This window comes from Fictibacillus barbaricus (assembly GCF_014635025.1).
GTDB lineage: Bacteria > Bacillota > Bacilli > Bacillales > Fictibacillaceae > Fictibacillus > Fictibacillus barbaricus.
In genome coordinates this window covers 405,127-422,097 of record NZ_BMCE01000002.1, presented here as the reverse complement: position 1 = coordinate 422,097, position 16,971 = coordinate 405,127, and the positions used below count along the sequence as shown (strand labels likewise).

Annotated in this window: 18 protein-coding genes; all 18 read left to right on the top strand. The window is 39.4% G+C overall.

Annotation, left to right across the window (positions count from 1 at the left end; all coding sequences use genetic code 11):
• Positions 1 to 3: 3 nt before the first annotated feature.
• The 18 genes from IEV52_RS11450 to IEV52_RS11365 all read left to right on the top strand — a co-directional run bounded on the left by IEV52_RS11450 (position 4) and on the right by IEV52_RS11365 (position 16,930).
• Positions 4 to 1,047, top strand: coding sequence for a protein-glutamate methylesterase/protein-glutamine glutaminase (locus IEV52_RS11450; RefSeq protein WP_188402674.1), 1,044 nt, complete (start codon positions 4 to 6; stop codon positions 1,045 to 1,047).
• 18 nt (positions 1,048 to 1,065) lie between these two features.
• Entirely contained in the window at positions 1,066 to 3,063 is a 1,998-nt protein-coding gene (locus tag IEV52_RS11445) for a chemotaxis protein CheA (RefSeq protein ID WP_188402673.1), read from the top strand.
• A gap of 16 nt (positions 3,064 to 3,079) precedes the next feature.
• On the top strand, positions 3,080 to 3,541 hold the full coding sequence (locus IEV52_RS11440) for a chemotaxis protein CheW (RefSeq protein ID WP_188402672.1): 462 nt from the start codon (positions 3,080 to 3,082) through the stop codon (positions 3,539 to 3,541).
• Between the two features lie 3 nt (positions 3,542 to 3,544).
• On the top strand, positions 3,545 to 4,177 hold the full coding sequence (locus tag IEV52_RS11435) for a chemotaxis protein CheC (RefSeq protein ID WP_188402671.1): 633 nt from the start codon (positions 3,545 to 3,547) through the stop codon (positions 4,175 to 4,177).
• Positions 4,170 to 4,658: a chemotaxis protein CheD gene (locus IEV52_RS11430; RefSeq protein WP_188402670.1), complete on the top strand. Its 489-nt coding sequence runs from the start codon at positions 4,170 to 4,172 to the stop codon at positions 4,656 to 4,658. The genes IEV52_RS11435 and IEV52_RS11430 overlap by 8 nt, the downstream gene beginning before the upstream one ends.
• Positions 4,659 to 4,692: 34 nt before the next feature.
• Positions 4,693 to 5,457, top strand: a complete 765-nt coding sequence (locus IEV52_RS11425) for a FliA/WhiG family RNA polymerase sigma factor (RefSeq protein ID WP_188402669.1) — start codon at positions 4,693 to 4,695, stop codon at positions 5,455 to 5,457.
• Between the two features lie 12 nt (positions 5,458 to 5,469).
• Positions 5,470 to 6,819, top strand: a complete 1,350-nt coding sequence (locus IEV52_RS11420) for a flagellar assembly protein A (RefSeq protein ID WP_188402668.1) — start codon at positions 5,470 to 5,472, stop codon at positions 6,817 to 6,819.
• A gap of 8 nt (positions 6,820 to 6,827) precedes the next feature.
• Positions 6,828 to 7,103, top strand: a complete 276-nt coding sequence (locus tag IEV52_RS11415; protein ID WP_188402667.1) for a hypothetical protein — start codon at positions 6,828 to 6,830, stop codon at positions 7,101 to 7,103.
• 18 nt (positions 7,104 to 7,121) lie between these two features.
• Positions 7,122 to 7,526, top strand: coding sequence for a DUF6115 domain-containing protein (locus tag IEV52_RS11410; protein ID WP_373869431.1), 405 nt, complete (start codon positions 7,122 to 7,124; stop codon positions 7,524 to 7,526).
• 155 nt (positions 7,527 to 7,681) lie between these two features.
• Entirely contained in the window at positions 7,682 to 8,407 is a 726-nt protein-coding gene (gene rpsB / locus IEV52_RS11405) for a 30S ribosomal protein S2 (protein WP_144700734.1), read from the top strand.
• Between the two features lie 96 nt (positions 8,408 to 8,503).
• Complete coding sequence (tsf, locus tag IEV52_RS11400) at positions 8,504 to 9,382, top strand: translation elongation factor Ts (protein WP_188402665.1); 879 nt, start codon at positions 8,504 to 8,506, stop codon at positions 9,380 to 9,382.
• Positions 9,383 to 9,721: 339 nt separating this feature from the next.
• Positions 9,722 to 10,447 (top strand): UMP kinase, encoded by a 726-nt coding sequence (pyrH, locus tag IEV52_RS11395; RefSeq protein ID WP_066240860.1) that lies wholly within the window; start codon positions 9,722 to 9,724, stop codon positions 10,445 to 10,447.
• Complete coding sequence (frr, locus tag IEV52_RS11390; protein ID WP_188402664.1) at positions 10,447 to 11,004, top strand: ribosome recycling factor; 558 nt, start codon at positions 10,447 to 10,449, stop codon at positions 11,002 to 11,004. The genes pyrH and frr overlap by 1 nt, the downstream gene beginning before the upstream one ends.
• A gap of 186 nt (positions 11,005 to 11,190) precedes the next feature.
• The gene (gene uppS / locus IEV52_RS11385; protein ID WP_188402663.1) at positions 11,191 to 11,946 is read left to right on the top strand and encodes an undecaprenyl pyrophosphate synthase; all 756 of its coding nucleotides are present in this window, start codon (positions 11,191 to 11,193) and stop codon (positions 11,944 to 11,946) included.
• Positions 11,947 to 11,959: 13 nt separating this feature from the next.
• Complete coding sequence (locus IEV52_RS11380) at positions 11,960 to 12,748, top strand: phosphatidate cytidylyltransferase (RefSeq protein ID WP_188402662.1); 789 nt, start codon at positions 11,960 to 11,962, stop codon at positions 12,746 to 12,748.
• A 16-nt stretch (positions 12,749 to 12,764) separates the two neighbouring features.
• Complete coding sequence (dxr, locus tag IEV52_RS11375; RefSeq protein WP_188402661.1) at positions 12,765 to 13,922, top strand: 1-deoxy-D-xylulose-5-phosphate reductoisomerase; 1,158 nt, start codon at positions 12,765 to 12,767, stop codon at positions 13,920 to 13,922.
• A 5-nt stretch (positions 13,923 to 13,927) separates the two neighbouring features.
• On the top strand, positions 13,928 to 15,190 hold the full coding sequence (gene rseP / locus IEV52_RS11370) for an RIP metalloprotease RseP (protein WP_188402660.1): 1,263 nt from the start codon (positions 13,928 to 13,930) through the stop codon (positions 15,188 to 15,190).
• A 27-nt stretch (positions 15,191 to 15,217) separates the two neighbouring features.
• Positions 15,218 to 16,930, top strand: a complete 1,713-nt coding sequence (locus tag IEV52_RS11365) for a proline--tRNA ligase (RefSeq protein ID WP_188402659.1) — start codon at positions 15,218 to 15,220, stop codon at positions 16,928 to 16,930.
• Positions 16,931 to 16,971 lie beyond the last annotated feature (41 nt).

Sequence of the window (16,971 nt, the reverse complement as noted above, 5' to 3'; positions counted from 1 at the left end):
GTTATGAAACCAATTTCAGTCCTTATTGTAGATGATTCTGCCTTCATGAGGAAACTGATTAAAGATTTTTTGAGTGAAGACCCGAGGATTACCGTTTTGGATACTGCAAGAAATGGGCAAGAAGCCATAGAAAAGACGATCAGATTAAAGCCTGATGTTGTAACAATGGATGTTGAGATGCCTGTTTTAAACGGAATTGAAGCAGTACGAGGGATCATGAACAGCTATCCGGTTCCGATCATTATGCTTTCAAGTACAACAAAGGCAGGTGCTGAAAACACTATTCTTGCAATGGAGGCAGGAGCGATCGACGTTATTGCTAAACCATCTGGTGCTATTTCTCTTGATCTGCATAAAGTGAAAAAGTTATTGATTGAAAAAGTGATCGCATCTTCAAAAGCAAAAATTACATCTTTGAAAGGTAGCTGTGAGAAGCAAGATCTGAAAGTGAAACTAGAACCCATACGAAGCAATAATCTATCAAAACTCGTTTTGATAGGAACTTCTACGGGCGGTCCCCGTGCTTTACAAGAAGTAATTACAAAGCTTCCGGCAGATCTTCATGTTCCGGTCGTTGTAGTTCAGCATATGCCAGCAGGATTTACCAAATCTTTAGCTAACAGGCTAGATTCCCTATCCAGAGTTCGAGTCAAGGAAGCTGAGCATAAGGAACCTCTCGAAAACGGAACGGTATACATAGCCCCTGGAGGTTACCATCTGCGCCTTAATGAAAAAATGGGACGACCCATTATTACATTAGATAAAGAACGTCCAATCGGAGGTCATAGACCGGCAGTAAATGTACTTTTTAGCTCAGCTGCAAAACTTAAAAACTATCAAAAGATTGCCGTGATTATGACCGGGATGGGTTCAGATGGAACTCTTGGCATCATAGACCTAAAAGAATCTGCAGAAACCATCGTAATCACAGAAGCTGAGGAATCATGCATCGTTTATGGGATGCCAAAGGCGGCAGTTCTTACAAAAAAAGTAGATGAAGTCGTACATCTAGAATCTATTGCGGGAACGATTCAGAACTATTTGTAAATTAGGAGGAGTTTTACGATGGAAATGACACAATATCTTGACATATTCATTGATGAAAGCAAAGAACATTTACAAGCTATTAATGAACAAGTGCTGCTGCTTGAGAAATCACCAGAGGAACTGTCGATCGTAAATGAAATATTTCGTTCTGCTCATACATTAAAAGGAATGTCAGCAACAATGGGTTATGAAGATTTAGCGAGCCTAACACATTGTATGGAAAATGTACTTGATGCAATTCGAAATAAGAAGATTGTGGTAACACCCCAAGTGCTTGACGTTCTCTTCGGATCTCTAGATCACTTAGAAGCAATGGTAGTAGAGATTTCAGAAGGAGGAACTGGAAAGCGCGATGTCTCCAGTACTGTAAAGGAATTAGAGGCCCTGGAAAAGGGTGACACCTCAAATTTCTCTAAGGGTCAAGCGAAAAGTCATTCAGAGAATATACAAATCTATGATCAATATGAAAGACAGATCATTCTTCAATCAAAAGAGCAAGGTTTTCAAGCTTTTGAATTATCAATCTCTTTGCGTGAAGATTGTATCTTAAAAGCTGCCAGGGTATATATGGTCTTTGAAGTAGTAGAGCAGATCGGAGAAATTATTAAAACAATGCCATCTGTTGAAATGCTCGAGTCAGAGCATTTTGAAACAAATTTCAAGTTATCTATCCTTACAAAAGAATCGGCAAATGATGTAAAAGAACGTATTTTAAAAGTATCTGAAGTAGACGTTGTAGATGTTTCAGAGATTGATGCTGATAGAATAGATGCTTCTACACAAGACGAAACGAATCTGAATTCTGAACAAACAGAAAGCAATGGAACCGAAAAGGATGATTCACAGAAAGCTTCTACCACTTCATCTTCAGGAAAAACCATTCGAGTTAATATTGAAAGACTCGATCAGCTTATGAATCTATTTGAAGAGTTAGTTATAGACCGTGGACGTCTTGAAGAGATTTCGAAATCCATAAGAAGCTCAGAACTAAATGAAACGGTTGAGCGCATGTCCCGTGTTTCTGGTGATCTGCAAAATATTATCTTAACCATGCGTATGGTACCTGTTGAACAAGTATTTAACCGTTTCCCGCGAATGGTTAGAGGGCTTGCAAAAGATTTAGGGAAAAAAGTGAACTTGGAGATCGTTGGCGCAGAAACCGAACTAGATCGGACAGTCATCGATGAGATTGGAGATCCTCTTGTACATTTGCTTAGAAATTCAATAGACCATGGTATTGAAGCACCTTCGGCAAGGGCAAGTGCCGGAAAAAATGAGACTGGAACGATCTATTTAAGAGCCTATCACAGCGGAAATCACGTATTTATTGATATTGAAGATGACGGTTCTGGAATCAATAAACAGAGAGTCGTTAAAAAGGCACTTGAAAATGGGATCATCTCAAAAGAAATGTCTGAAAATTTGACCGATAAACAGTGTTTTGAATTGTTATTCGCTTCCGGTTTCTCTACTGCCGAAGTGATCTCTGATATCTCAGGACGAGGTGTAGGTCTAGACGTAGTGAAAAACAAGATCGAGTCTCTAGGAGGATCGATCTATGTAGATTCCACTGCTGGTTTTGGGACGATCTTCTCCATCCAGCTTCCTTTAACATTATCAATCATGTCTGTCATGCTCGTTGAAATACAGAATGAAAAATATGCAATTCCTTTATCGTCGATTATTGAAACGGCCATTATTAAAAAAGAAGACATCTTATCAGCCCATAATCAAAAAGTAATTGATTTTCGTGGAAGAGTAGTCCCGCTGGTTAATTTGAAAGAAATTTTCGAAGTACCAGTGACAGCAGAATCAAATCAGCATGTACCTGTAGTAGTCGTAAGAAAAGGAGACAAGATGGCCGCTTTAGCTGTAGATTCATTTATCGGGCAGCAAGAAATTGTTCTGAAATCACTCGGCCAATACTTAACTTCTGTATTTGCGATCTCTGGTGCAACGATCTTAGGAGATGGACAAGTAGCTTTAATTTTGGATTGTAATGCTCTAATTAAATAAAAGGTGGTTAATCGGGATGACGAACGAAGAAAAAGTAATCATATTTCAATTAAAAGATGAAGAATATGCCCTACCTGTTCAGCACGTAAAATCAATAGAGAGAATGCAGCATATAACTAGAATTCCCCGAACAGTGAATTTTGTAAAAGGAGTTATCAATCTGCGAGGTGTCGTAACTCCGATTATAGATCTCCGCTCAAGATTTGAAATAGAATCGAACGATTATACAGACACCACTCGAATTATCATTGTCTCTGTAGGAGCAATAGAGGCTGGTTTAATCGTTGATGCAGCAAATGACGTAATGGATCTAGATAAGGATGCGATTGAACCACCGCCTGAAGTTGTTGGAGGTATTGACGCTGAATATATCCAAGGAGTTGCAAAGATTCAGAAGAGGCTTTTGATTCTTTTAGATCTTGTTAAAGTTTTAAATCCAGAAAAGCTTGACGTACAGCATGCCAAGGAGACCATTTAAACGATGGATTTTAAAAAGATACAGCCGATCCATCTGGATATTTTACGTGAGATCGGAAACATCGGAGCGGGACATGCTGCAACTGCCTTATCTACGATGTTAAACAAAGCAGTGGATATGAGTGTACCTTCTGTAAATATCATCTCTTTTGAAGAAATTTCTGAGATGATCGGGGGAGCAGAGAATGTTGTAGCCTCTGTTTTTCTGAGAATTCTAGGGGATGCCCCTGGGTGTATGTTCTTTATGCTTCCGATCGAACAAGCTGAGCGTTTATTGGAAGACCTGCTTGGAGGACAGGCTGTACAACTGATCAATGAGAACGATTCAGCAATCTCTCTTTCTGCATTGCAGGAAGTCGGAAATATTCTCTCTGGATCCTATCTTACTTCGTTCTCTAATTTCACCGGTCTAAACTTGCAGCCTTCTGTTCCTGCAACAAGTATTGACATGGCTGGGGCTATTCTAAGCTTCGGATTATTCGAAATATCGACTGTAAGTGATTATGCCATCGTTATTGATACAGCTTTTACAGATATTGAAAAGCATGACAATGTTAAAGGACACTTTTTCTTGCTGCCAGATCCGGATTCATACGCAAAAATTTTTCATGCACTAGGAGTTCCATTGGATGAGTGAAATCATAAAAGTGGGGATAGCTGACATTAATACTGTATCCCCTCCTGACACAATACGAACAACAGGTCTTGGTTCATGTGTGGGAGTAATTATATACGACCAGACAAAAAAAATTGCTGGGTTAGCTCATGTTATGCTGCCAGATTCATCACTGTCAAAGGCACCTACATTGAACGAAGGTAAATATGCGGATACTGCAATACAAACTCTGTATAAAATCCTTGTCAAGAAGGGTGCAGACTTGAAAGCATTAAAAGCAAAGATTGCAGGTGGAGCTCAAATGTTTCAGTTTACTTCCGGAAATGAAATGATGCGAATCGGACCCAGGAATGTTGAATCTGTAAAAAAACAGCTATTGTCTCTTGGTATACCTCTCGTGTCAAGCGACGTTGGAGGTTCTAGCGGAAGAACGATTGAATTTGACCCTTATAACTCTTCATTAACCATTAAAACGGTGAATGCGGGAATAAAAGTAATTTAAAAACAGAATCGATAAATAAACGAGGAGGATTACCATGACGGAGCCATCTTTAGTAGAAGAACAAACTTGCTGGGATAAATGGAACACGAGTCGTGATCGAGAAGCTGGTGATGAACTGCTTCGTGCTTATTTGCCTCTTGTTAATTACCATGTACAACGTATATCTGTTGGACTGCCTAAAAGCGTCAATAAAGATGAACTCCGATCACTCGGGATGTTGGGCTTGTATGATGCACTAAAAAAATTTGAACCAGAACGAGATCTAAAGTTTGATACTTATGCTTCATTCCGAATTCGCGGAGCTATTTTGGACGGGCTGCGAAGAGAAGATTGGCTGCCACGGAGCCTGAGAGAAAAAACAAAAAAAGTAGAAGCAGCCATTGAAAAGCTTGAACAAGAAAATTTACGATCTGTAAGTGCAAAAGAAGTCGCAGAAGAATTAGGGTACTCAGAAAATGAAGTGACAACCGTGATGTCCGAAAGCTTTCTGGCGAATGTACTATCCATTGATGAGGAGAATAAGGAAACTGAAAGCCGTGAAAAAGTCAGTTATACGATTGAAGATAAAAAGGCAATCACTCCTGAAAATAGTTTGCTGCAAGAAGAGCTTCATGGTGAACTGGCACTTGTGATCAAAGAATTATCAGAAAAAGAACAGCTTGTTGTCAGTTTGTTTTATTTTGAAGAATTAACATTGACTGAAATTGGACAAGTGCTTGGTTTATCCACATCAAGAATATCTCAGATACACTCCAAAGCATTATTTAGAATTCGGCAGGTTCTACAACGTTATATGTAAGGGGTAGAGTTTATGGATCAATGGTTCAGTATTAAGGTGGAAGAAAGTGATATGCGTGCTTTGCTGTTTAAAAAAGAAGATATAGAAATACCTTCAGAACAGAGAAGCCTTCTATCTTTAACAGCTTGGATTGAGTCTAAAGGTATTAGACATGGTATACGACACGAGGTATTAAAAGAAGTTGTTGAAAATTTGGACACCTTCCTTTTTCCGGCCGAAATAGCAATTGGCAAGCTGCCGACGATTGGCGAGGCGGCTCAATTAATTCCTTCTTGTTTATCAGAGAGGCATTCTCATACAGAGGATCATGAAAAAATCGATCTCAAACGTTTGTTCATAATTCCTACAGCTACTGCTGGTGAGCTTGTAGCGAGAAAAACACTAGCAACTGACGGCATACCAGGTATAACAGTTTTTGGTGATACCATACCAGCCCAAAAAGGCAAAGATATTTCTATTCAAAATGGTCAAAATACAGTATTTGATAAAGATGATTTATGCGTATATGCTACAACAAGCGGTGAAGTTACTTATAAAAAGAACTGTGTAAATATTTATCCTGTCTTTAAAGTTCAAGGGGACGTATCGTTAAAAACGGGACATATCGATTTTGTCGGTAATGTACATATAACAGGTGATGTTCCTTCAGGTTTTAAGATTCAAGCAAAAGGTGATGTACGAATAGAAGGTGTTGTAGAAGCTGCGGAGATCATTTCACAAGGCAATGTTATTATTGGTGGAGGTGTTCTTGGACAAGGTAAGGGTTCGATTCGCTGTGACGGAAATTTCACTTCATTATACATCAATCAAGGAAAAGTTTTTGCTGGCGAAAATATTGAAGTTGTACAAACCATCCTCCATAGTTATTGTGAAGCTGGACAGAATATTACTTGCTTAAGCAGCAATGGAAATATAGCAGGTGGCACATGTATCGCCGGAAATGAGATTGCTGCTTATGAAATTGGCAATGAAACGTACTCAAAAACGTTGATATATATAAAGGGAAAAGATAACGATCAAAAAGTAAGTTTTGAAGATGAACAAAAGATCATAGAACTGCAGCAGAATCTTGAGAAACTTCAGCAACTAAAGGCTGTGATGGAACAAAGGAAGATGGAACAATTAACAATTATGAAAATTGTCAATACAATTAACCAATCTACCTCTCAATTGACTGTACTTTATAAGGAAAAAGAAAAAATGAGGGACCGAAATCAATTGAGGACTGCAGTTACGATAAAAGGTACACTTCACCCAAATGTTGAGATCGGCATTGGAAAATATAAACGAAAAGTCCAATCTCCTTATTCTTCTGCAAGAGTTTCAATGGAAGAAAAAGAAATCATTATTCATTCACTCTAAAAAGGGATGTGAATTTCCTGAGTTTAAAATTAATCGAACTGCAAGTGGCGATCCCAAGAACAATGGATGCTGCTAAGTCTTCCATTGAAATATCGAATAGAGGAGTATTGCAGCAAGAACATAAAACAGAAGAAATTCGTAAACAACATCTGATTGAAACAAAAAGTGTTACCCGAAAACAACAAACGGATAAGAGTTATATACATACAAATATTCAGGATGAAAAAACCATAAAAGATGCAAAGCATCCTTATAAAGGAAAGAAAATTGATTATTCAGGATAGGGGAACGCTGTGGACAGTATGATCTTACTAAGTTTACTATCAAATGTCATTTGTTTTTATTTGATATTTATTCTATGGAAAAAACTTGATCAGCAGGGTAAGACCAATCAGTTAGATTCGACGGAAGATCTTGCAGAGCTTCTTGAGCTGTTCGCGCAAGAGATGAAAGAAGAGAATGCGCGCTTGCAAGAAATAATTTTGCAATATAGCAAAGAAGCTCGTTCAACCAATGTATCAACTTCATCTGAAGTACAATCGGAACAAGTCAAAACAGATTCATCAGCGCAATTTCAACACGATAACCATCCTGAGAGAAATAAAGTGTTATTATTAGCACGAGAAGGGTATAATGCTGAAGAAATCGCAAAGAAGCTTGACCGAGGAAAAGGCGAAATTGAATTGCTGTTAAAATTTTATGCATAACGCTCAAAAGGACTTGCAGAAATTGCGCGAAATATGTTATATTATTTCTCGGTGTTAATCACACACGTTTGTGGATTTGAGCAATGTGGTGCTGCTTAGACAGTTATTGCTTAAAGGTGAAACAAACGGAGGAAAAAAACCTAGGAGGTGCCATTATGGCAGTAATTTCAATGAAACAATTGTTAGAAGCTGGTGTACACTTTGGTCATCAGACTCGCCGTTGGAATCCGAAGATGTCTCGTTACATTTTCACAGAAAGAAACGGTATCTACATTATCGATCTTCAAAAGACGGTAAAGAAAGTTGAAGAATGCTACAATGTTATGCGTAACATCGCAGCTGACGGCGGAAAGATCCTTTTCGTTGGAACAAAGAAACAAGCTCAAGATTCTGTAAAAGAAGAAGCTGAACGTTCAGACATGTACTACATCAACCAACGCTGGTTAGGTGGAACATTAACAAACTTCGGTACGATCCGCAAGCGTATCAACCGCTTGAAAGATCTTGAAAAAATGCAAGAAGACGGTACTTTCGAAGTTCTTCCTAAGAAAGAAGTAATCCTTCTTAAAAAGGAAATGGAGCGTCTTGAAAAGTTCCTAGGCGGAATTAAAGACATGAACAAGCTTCCAGATGCATTGTTCGTAGTTGATCCTCGTAAAGAGCGCATTGCGATTGCTGAAGCTCGTAAATTAAACATTCCGATCATTGCTATCGTTGATACAAACTGTGACCCGGATGAAGTTGATCACGTTATCCCTGGTAACGATGATGCAATCCGTGCAGTTAAACTTCTAACTGGTAAGATGGCAGATGCGATCATCGAAGCTAACCAAGGCGGAGAAGAAGTAGCAGAAGCTGCTGAAGAAGAAACTACTGCTTAATTAATTAAATGGAATGCTCAAGGGTGGTAGAGGGGATGACCCTTTATCACCTTTTTTATGTAAAAACTCTACATATCACATAAGGAGGCAAAACACATGGCAATTACAGCACAAATGGTTAAAGAATTGCGTGAGAAAACTGGCGCAGGTATGATGGATTGTAAGAAAGCATTAACTGAAACAGATGGAAATATGGAGGCGGCAATCGATTACCTTCGTGAAAAAGGTATCGCTAAGGCTGCTAAAAAAGCTGACCGTATCGCTGCTGAAGGTCTAACTTCTGTAATCGTTGACGGAAACAAAGCAATCATCCTTGAAGTGAACTCTGAAACAGATTTCGTTGCGAAAAACGAAAACTTCAAGAACTTGATCGCTGAGCTAGGTAACCACCTGCTTGCTACTGAGCCAGCTTCTGTAGAAGATGCATTAGCTTCTGACTTCAACGGTACTACAGTTAATGACTACATCAACGCTGCAATCGCAAAAATTGGAGAAAAACTTACTCTTCGCCGTTTCGAAATCTTGCAAAAAGACGAGAACGCTGCTTTCGGAGCATACCTTCACATGGGTGGGAGAATTGGTGTTCTTTCAGTTGTTGAAGGAACAACTGAAGAAGAAGTTGCTAAGGATGTTTCCATGCACGTTGCTGCTGTAAACCCTAAATATATCTCTCGTGACGAAGTAAGTGAAGAAGAAGTTGCTCGTGAGCGTAAAGTGTTAACTGAACAAGCACTTAACGAAGGAAAGCCTGAAAACATCGTAGCGAAAATGGTAGAAGGGCGTCTTGGCAAATACTTCGAAGATATTTGCTTGAACGACCAATCTTTCATTAAAGATCCAGACCAAAAAGTAGGTAAATATGTAGCTTCCAAAGGTGCTACTGTTAAAGCCTTCATTCGTTTTGAAGTTGGAGAAGGTCTTGAAAAGCGTGAAGACAACTTCGCTGAAGAAGTTATGTCTCAAGTGAAAAAGTAAGCACAGAAATAAGAGGGGGAGCACGTTGTGTTCCTCTTTTTTTACAGATATAACTTTGGATTCTTTAAGGCTCTTATCTAAAACATTGTTGCTTTTGGGTCATTTTGTTACTTCTCGTCATTGACAGGTTGATTGTAGGGTAAGGTGCGAGACTCCTGCGGGAGCAGCGGGACAGGTGAGACACTGTAGGTGCAAAGCGCCAAGTCGGCTCACCGCACGCCCCGCGGAAAGCGAGCATCCTGAAACGGAAATCAACCAAACTCAAGAGCAACAAAGATTACGAAAACAGCGTTAATTAAAGACCAGGTAAATACATTTTTTTTGGTGATGGAGGGACAAATGACTACTTCAAAATATAAACGAGTCGTCTTGAAATTAAGTGGAGAAGCTTTAGCAGGTGAACAGACTTCCGGAATCGATCCGAAAATTGTTCAATCTATAGCTGAGCAAGTGAAAGAAATTGTTGAATTAGACGTAGAAGTTGCAGTTGTAGTAGGCGGTGGAAACCTATGGCGCGGTAAAACAGGTAGTGAGATGGGTATGGACCGTGCCTCAGCGGACTACATGGGTATGCTTGCTACTGTTATGAATTCATTAGCTCTTCAAGACAGTCTTGAAAACATCGGGGTTCAAACAAGAGTACAAACATCTATAGAAATGCGTCAGGTTGCAGAACCTTATATCAGAAGAAAAGCCATTCGTCACCTTGAAAAAAAGCGTGTTGTGATATTTGCAGCAGGAACGGGTAATCCGTATTTCTCTACAGATACTACAGCTGCATTAAGAGCAGCAGAAATCGAAGCAGAAGTAATCTTAATGGCTAAAAATAATGTTGACGGCGTTTATTCAGCAGATCCTAAACTAGACGAGAATGCGGTTAAATATACAACATTATCTTATCTCGACCTTTTAAAGGATGGTCTGGCAGTTATGGATACTACCGCTTCATCTTTATGTATGGACAATGATATTCCGTTAGTTGTTTTCTCAATTATGGAAGAAGGAAACATCAAACGGGCAGTAGCTGGTGAAAAAATTGGAACTGTTATAAGGGGGAAAAACTAATGGCAAAAGAAGTTTTAACTCAAGCAGAAGAAAAAATGCAAAAAGCAATCGGAGCGTTAAGAAGAGAATATAGTACGCTTCGTGCGGGAAGAGCAAACCCTTCTCTTTTAGATAGAGTGCAGGTTGAGTATTACGGCACACCAACTCCAATCAATCAGCTCGCAGGAGTAACAACGCCTGAAGCGCGTCTTTTGGTTATCCAGCCTTATGATAAATCAGCTATGGCTGATATTGAGAAAGCGATTCTGAAGTCTGACCTTGGTCTAACTCCTTCAAACGATGGTCAAGTTATCCGTATTGCGATTCCGGCTCTTACTGAAGAACGCAGAAAAGAACTTGTTAAACTAGTTAAAAAGTTTGCAGAAGAAGCAAAAGTAGCTCTTCGTAACATCCGTCGTGATGCAAATGATGATTTAAAGAAGCTTGAAAAAGAAGCTGAGATCACAGAAGATGAACTTCGCCGTTACAACGATGACGTTCAAAAACTTACTGATAAATATACGGCTGAAGTTGATTCTGTAAGTTCGAATAAAGAAAAAGAAATCATGGAAGTATAAAGCTTTTCCATGTACAATTAAATATAAAAAGCCCTCTATAAAGGGGGCTTTTTTAATAGACAATATCACCTTGTAATGCGAATGAGACAACTAGGCTTGGGTGGTAAGTCATAATGAAATAACTGTACGTGTTTTTTCTGTTCATCAGATATTTCTTATGAAGTCTGGAAAGATGGAGGCTTATACATGCTTGACAAGCTTTTCTTTAAAAGGAAAAACCCTGAAAATAATACCCTTTTAGAAGGTAATATTCCCTCTCATGTGGCGATTATAATGGACGGCAACGGCCGATGGGCCAGAAAAAGAGCGCTGCCTCGTATAGCAGGGCATCATGAAGGTATGAAAACTGTTAGAAAGATTGTTAAAGAAGCGAACAAGATTGGAATTAATGTGCTTACTCTTTATGCCTTTTCAACAGAGAACTGGAAGCGGCCACGTGATGAAGTAGACTTCTTAATGAAGCTTCCAGGAGAGTTTTTAAATACTTTTCTTCCGGATTTGATTAAAGAGAACGTACAAGTGCGAATAATGGGTAAAAAAGAACTTTTGCCTATGCATACAATCAAGGCGGTTGATGAAGCAATTAAAAAAACTGAAAACAATACTGGTTTAATTTTAAACTTTGCTCTGAATTACGGCAGCAGGGATGAAATTACAGGTGCGGTCAAAACCATTGCTTCTGAAATTAAAAAGGGGAATCTAGACCCTTCGCAGATCGATGAATCTTTAATTGAAAGTTATTTGATGACACAAGGGCTTAGTGATCCCGATCTGTTAATTCGGACGAGTGGTGAAGTTAGACTGAGTAACTTTATGCTATGGCAGCTTGCTTATTCTGAATTTTGGTTCACGGAAGTGTTTTGGCCTGATTTTTCTGAGGAGCATCTAAGAGAAGCTGTATCACAATTCGCCCAGCGAGGCAGAAGGTACGGCGGTGTATAATTAAGGAGGACTTATGAAACAACGGATTATTACAGGTGTAATCGCAGCGGTTTTATTTATAGGGATTACCCTTTACGGAAGCTGGCCGTTCTCACTATTAATTCTTTTGCTCACAGGAATCGGCATGTATGAATTATTACGGATGAAAGGAATGGAGTTTACATTCATCGGGGGAATCGGTATGATTTTGGCCATCTTGATTGCATTGCCAGAACAATGGATGAAAGGCCTTGATCCCTTTAGTAAAACAGATGCAATTATACTTGCGGTTCTTCTATTATTAGTTGTAACTGTCGTACAGAAGAATAAAACGGATTACAACCATATCTCTTTTGTATTATTTAGTTCCATATATGTAGGTTTTGGTTTTTATTATCTTCTAGAAACGAGAATATTAGAAAATGGTGTACAGCTATTATTCTTTATTCTTTTCATGATCTGGGCAACCGATTCGGGAGCATATTTTGTTGGCAAATCGATGGGGAAACGCAAACTTTGGCCAGTCATCTCACCAAATAAAACGATAGAAGGTGCTGTAGGCGGCATTTTCTTTAGTATTTTAGTAGCAATAATCAGTTACACAGTTAATTTTGTTGAAATGCCTTTAGTAAATATTTTAATTGTTTCTATATTAGTCGGTGTTTTTGGTCAGATTGGGGACTTAGCTGAATCAGCATTCAAAAGAATCTATGATGTAAAAGACTCCGGTACTTTACTTCCAGGCCATGGTGGAATACTTGATAGGCTCGATAGTGCATTATTTGTGTTCCCGTTGCTGCATGTCCTTCATTTGTTAGGTTAAAGCTAGGAGGTATAGGATGAAATTAGTCAGTTTACTAGGTGCGACAGGTTCGATTGGCGTTCAAACATTGGACGTAATTGCATCCCACCCTGATCAATTTAAACTAAGTACGATGTCTGTTGGCAAGAACATTCAGGCTGCAGAAGAAATCATACTAAAATTCAAGCCGGAAATTTGTGCTGTTCAAAACGAAGAAGATGCTAAAACGCTTCGGACAAAAGTAGATACATCAACAAAAATTGTTTCCGGAATGGATGGGCTTATTGAGGCAGCTGTCTCGACCAGCTCAACGGTTGTAGTAAACGCTGTGATCGGCAGTGTGGGGCTTTTGCCTACATTAAAAGCAATTGAAGCGAAGAAAACCATTGCTTTAGCAAATAAAGAAACACTTGTTACAGCAGGACATCTTGTTATGGAAAAAGCGAAAGAACATAACGTAACGGTACTACCCGTAGACTCTGAACATTCTGCTATCTATCAATGTTTGAACGGGGAAGACACAAACCGTGTAGAGAAGCTGATATTAACAGCTTCTGGTGGAAGTTTCAGAGACAAAACACGTGAAGAATTAAAACATGTAACCGTTCAAGAAGCATTGAACCATCCAAACTGGTCTATGGGGGCTAAGATTACCATTGATTCCGCGACGATGATGAATAAAGGCTTGGAAGTCATTGAGGCTCACTGGTTATTTTCCTTTGATTATTCTAAAATAGACGTCATTTTACATAAGGAAAGTATCATACACTCTATGGTAGAGTTTGTTGATACAAGCATTATCGCTCATCTGGGACAACCTGATATGAGAGTGCCTATTCAATATGCACTTACTTATCCCGACAGACTTGAATTAGTAAACGGGAAAAGGTTAAACTTATGGGAAGTTGGAAAATTGCATTTTCAGAGAATGGATTACGACCGTTTCAAGTGCTTGAAACTTGCATTTGAAGCAGGAATTGCAGGTGGGTTAATGCCAACTGTTCTAAATGCAGCGAATGAAAAAGCGGTTGAACTATTCTTAAATGGTCATATTAATTTCTTGGAGATAGAAGATATGATCGAACGTGCAATGCAGCGATTGTCAAATGTCAGTAACCCTGATCTGGAGACGATACAAGAAACAGATAAAAGGGCTCGGGAATATGTGGAGTCACTACTAAGTAAAGGCAGGTAATGGAAATGAACACTGTGATAGCCATTATCATCATTTTAGGGGCTTTAATTTTCTTTCATGAACTTGGACATCTCTTGCTGGCAAAACGTGCTGGTATCTTGTGCCGTGAGTTTGCAATAGGATTCGGCCCGAAAGTGTTTGCCTTCAAAAAAGGGGAAACGGTCTATACGATTCGTCTATTGCCTCTTGGAGGATTTGTCCGAATGGCTGGTGAAGATCCTGAAGGCATCGAGCTTAAGGCAGGTCACAGAGTTGGATTAATCTTTAATCATGCTAATGAAGTTGAAAAAATCATTGTTAATCATCGCGATAAATATCCCGTACAAAAAACGATAACCATTGAAAAAGCAGATTTAGAGCGAGATTTATACTTAACTGGTTTTGAGAATGAAGATACAGGTTCTTCTACTTATCAAGTAAAAGAGGATGCACTTTTTGTGGCAGACCATCAAGAGATGCAGATCGCGCCATATAATAGGCAGTTCGGATCAAAGACCATCATGCAGAGAACACTTGCTATTTTTGCTGGCCCTGCTATGAACTTTTTGCTTGCGTTTGTCATCCTTGTTGCCTTTTCTCTCATGCAAGGTATTCCAACGAACGAATCTAGACTAGGGACACTTCAAGAAGGAGCAGCAGCTGATAAAGCTGGGTTATTAAAAGGGGATAAGATCATAGCTGTTCAAGGAGAAAAGATGGATGACTGGAAAGAACTTGTTTCTGTTATTCAGCAGAACCCTGGAGAAAAGCTGATGTTTACTATTAACCGCGGCGGTGAAGAAAGAGTCGTTCCTGTAACGCTCGGTACAAGAAAAGGGCCTGAAGATAAAAACGAAGGCTTCATAGGAGCACATCCTTTTACTGAATCTTCGTTTGCAGGTTCTCTTCAATACGGTGCGAAACAAACGTGGTTTATGACAACGGCTATTTTTACAGGACTTGGCCAGCTGGTGACAGGCCAGCATGGCATCGATCAGCTTTCTGGTCCGCTAGGTATTTATGAATATACAGACCAGGCTGCAAAAGCTGGTGTTTATATGCTCTTACAATGGGCGGCTATTCTGAGCATCAACTTAGGAATTTTTAACTTATTGCCACTGCCTGCTCTCGATGGCGGACGACTTCTCTTCTTAGGAGTTGAAGCGTTAAGAGGAAAACCGATCGATCCTCAAAAAGAGGGTATGGTGCACTTTATCGGATTCGCGTTCCTGATGTTATTGATGCTAGTTGTAACATGGAATGATATCCAGAAAATTTTTCTTGGCTAATTAGGGATTATTTGAGGAGTAGAGATTATGAGACAAAGTCAGTTGTTTATACCAACATTGCGGGAAGTGCCTGCAGATGCAGATGTTAAAAGTCATCAGCTTCTTTTAAGAGCAGGGTTTATCCGTCAGAATGCAGCAGGTATCTATTCGTTCCTGCCATTGGGGAAAAAAGTACTTCATAAAATTGAGAATATCGTACGTGAAGAAATGAATCGTGCCGGATCACAGGAGATGATGATGCCAGCGCTTCAGCTAGCAGAACTATGGCAGGAAAGTGGTAGATGGTACAGCTACGGACCAGAACTAATGAGACTGAAAGACCGTCATGAGCGTGATTTTGCTCTAGGAGCTACACATGAAGAGGTCATTACTAGTATCGTCCGTGATGAAGTGAAGTCTTATAAGAAGCTCCCACTGAACCTCTATCAGATCCAAACAAAATTTAGAGACGAGAAGCGTCCTCGATTCGGTCTTCTTCGCGGCCGTGAATTTATTATGAAAGATGCATACTCTTTTCATGATAAGCAAGAAAGCCTTGACGAAACATATGAAACGATGAAAGATGCTTATTCAGCGATCTTTAGCCGCTGTGGCTTAAACTTCCGTGCGGTTTTAGCTGATTCAGGTGCGATTGGCGGAAAAGATAATCATGAATTCATGGTACTATCTGATATTGGTGAAGATCTGATCGCATACTCGACTGAATCAGATTTTGCGGCTAATATTGAGATGGCTCCCGTACTCCTCGCTGAACAACATTCATCTGAGGAACGATTAGAGCTTGAGAAAGTAGAAACAAAACAGGCAAAAAGTATCGAAGAAGTTTCTAAGTTCCTAAATATCTCATCTGATAAAATTATTAAGTCATTGCTTTATATAGCTGATGAACACCCTGTATTGGTACTTGTTCGAGGAGATCACGAAGTCAATGAGATCAAATTAAAAAATGAACTATCAGCGACTGATGTGGTATTGGCAACCGAAGAAGAAGCGCAAAAATGGCTAAATACAGTGCCCGGTTCCATCGGACCTGTTTCCGTGACAAGTGATGTGAAGATTATTGCAGATCAAGCTGTACCGTTCATGGTCAATGCCGTATGCGGAGCAAACGAAGCAGGTTTTCACTATGTGAATGTTAATCCAAAAAGAGATTTTGAATACAGTCAAACAGCAGACCTTCGATTTGTTGTACAGGGCGACTTGTCTCCAGATGGAAAAGGTAATATCGTTTTTGCAAAAGGTATTGAAGTTGGCCACGTATTTAAGTTAGGAAAAGTGTACAGTGAGCCTATGAAAGCAGCTTATCTAGACGAAAATGGTAAAAACCAAATCATGTCAATGGGCTGTTATGGAATTGGTGTATCACGTACATTAGCTGCTGTTGCTGAAGAAAACAATGATGATAAAGGCTTGATCTGGCCTTTATCCATAACACCTTTTGATGTTCATCTTATTGCAGTTAACAGTAAGAACGCAGAACAAGCAGCACTTTCTGATGAATTGTACGATCAGATGAAAAATGATGGATTTGATTGTTTATATGATGATCGTCCAGAGCGTGCTGGGGTAAAGTTCGCTGACAGTGACTTAATCGGTTTGCCGATTCGGGTAATGGTTGGAAAAAGAGCGGGGGAAGGAATCGTCGAAGTGAAAATACGCAAGAGTGGCGAATCCTTTGAAGTACCTGTGTCAGAACTTATCAGTTTCATAAGACAAGAGTGGGATAAACTTTCAAATTAACAGAGGAGGTACCTCGGATCATGAGGTGCCTTTCTTTTTTT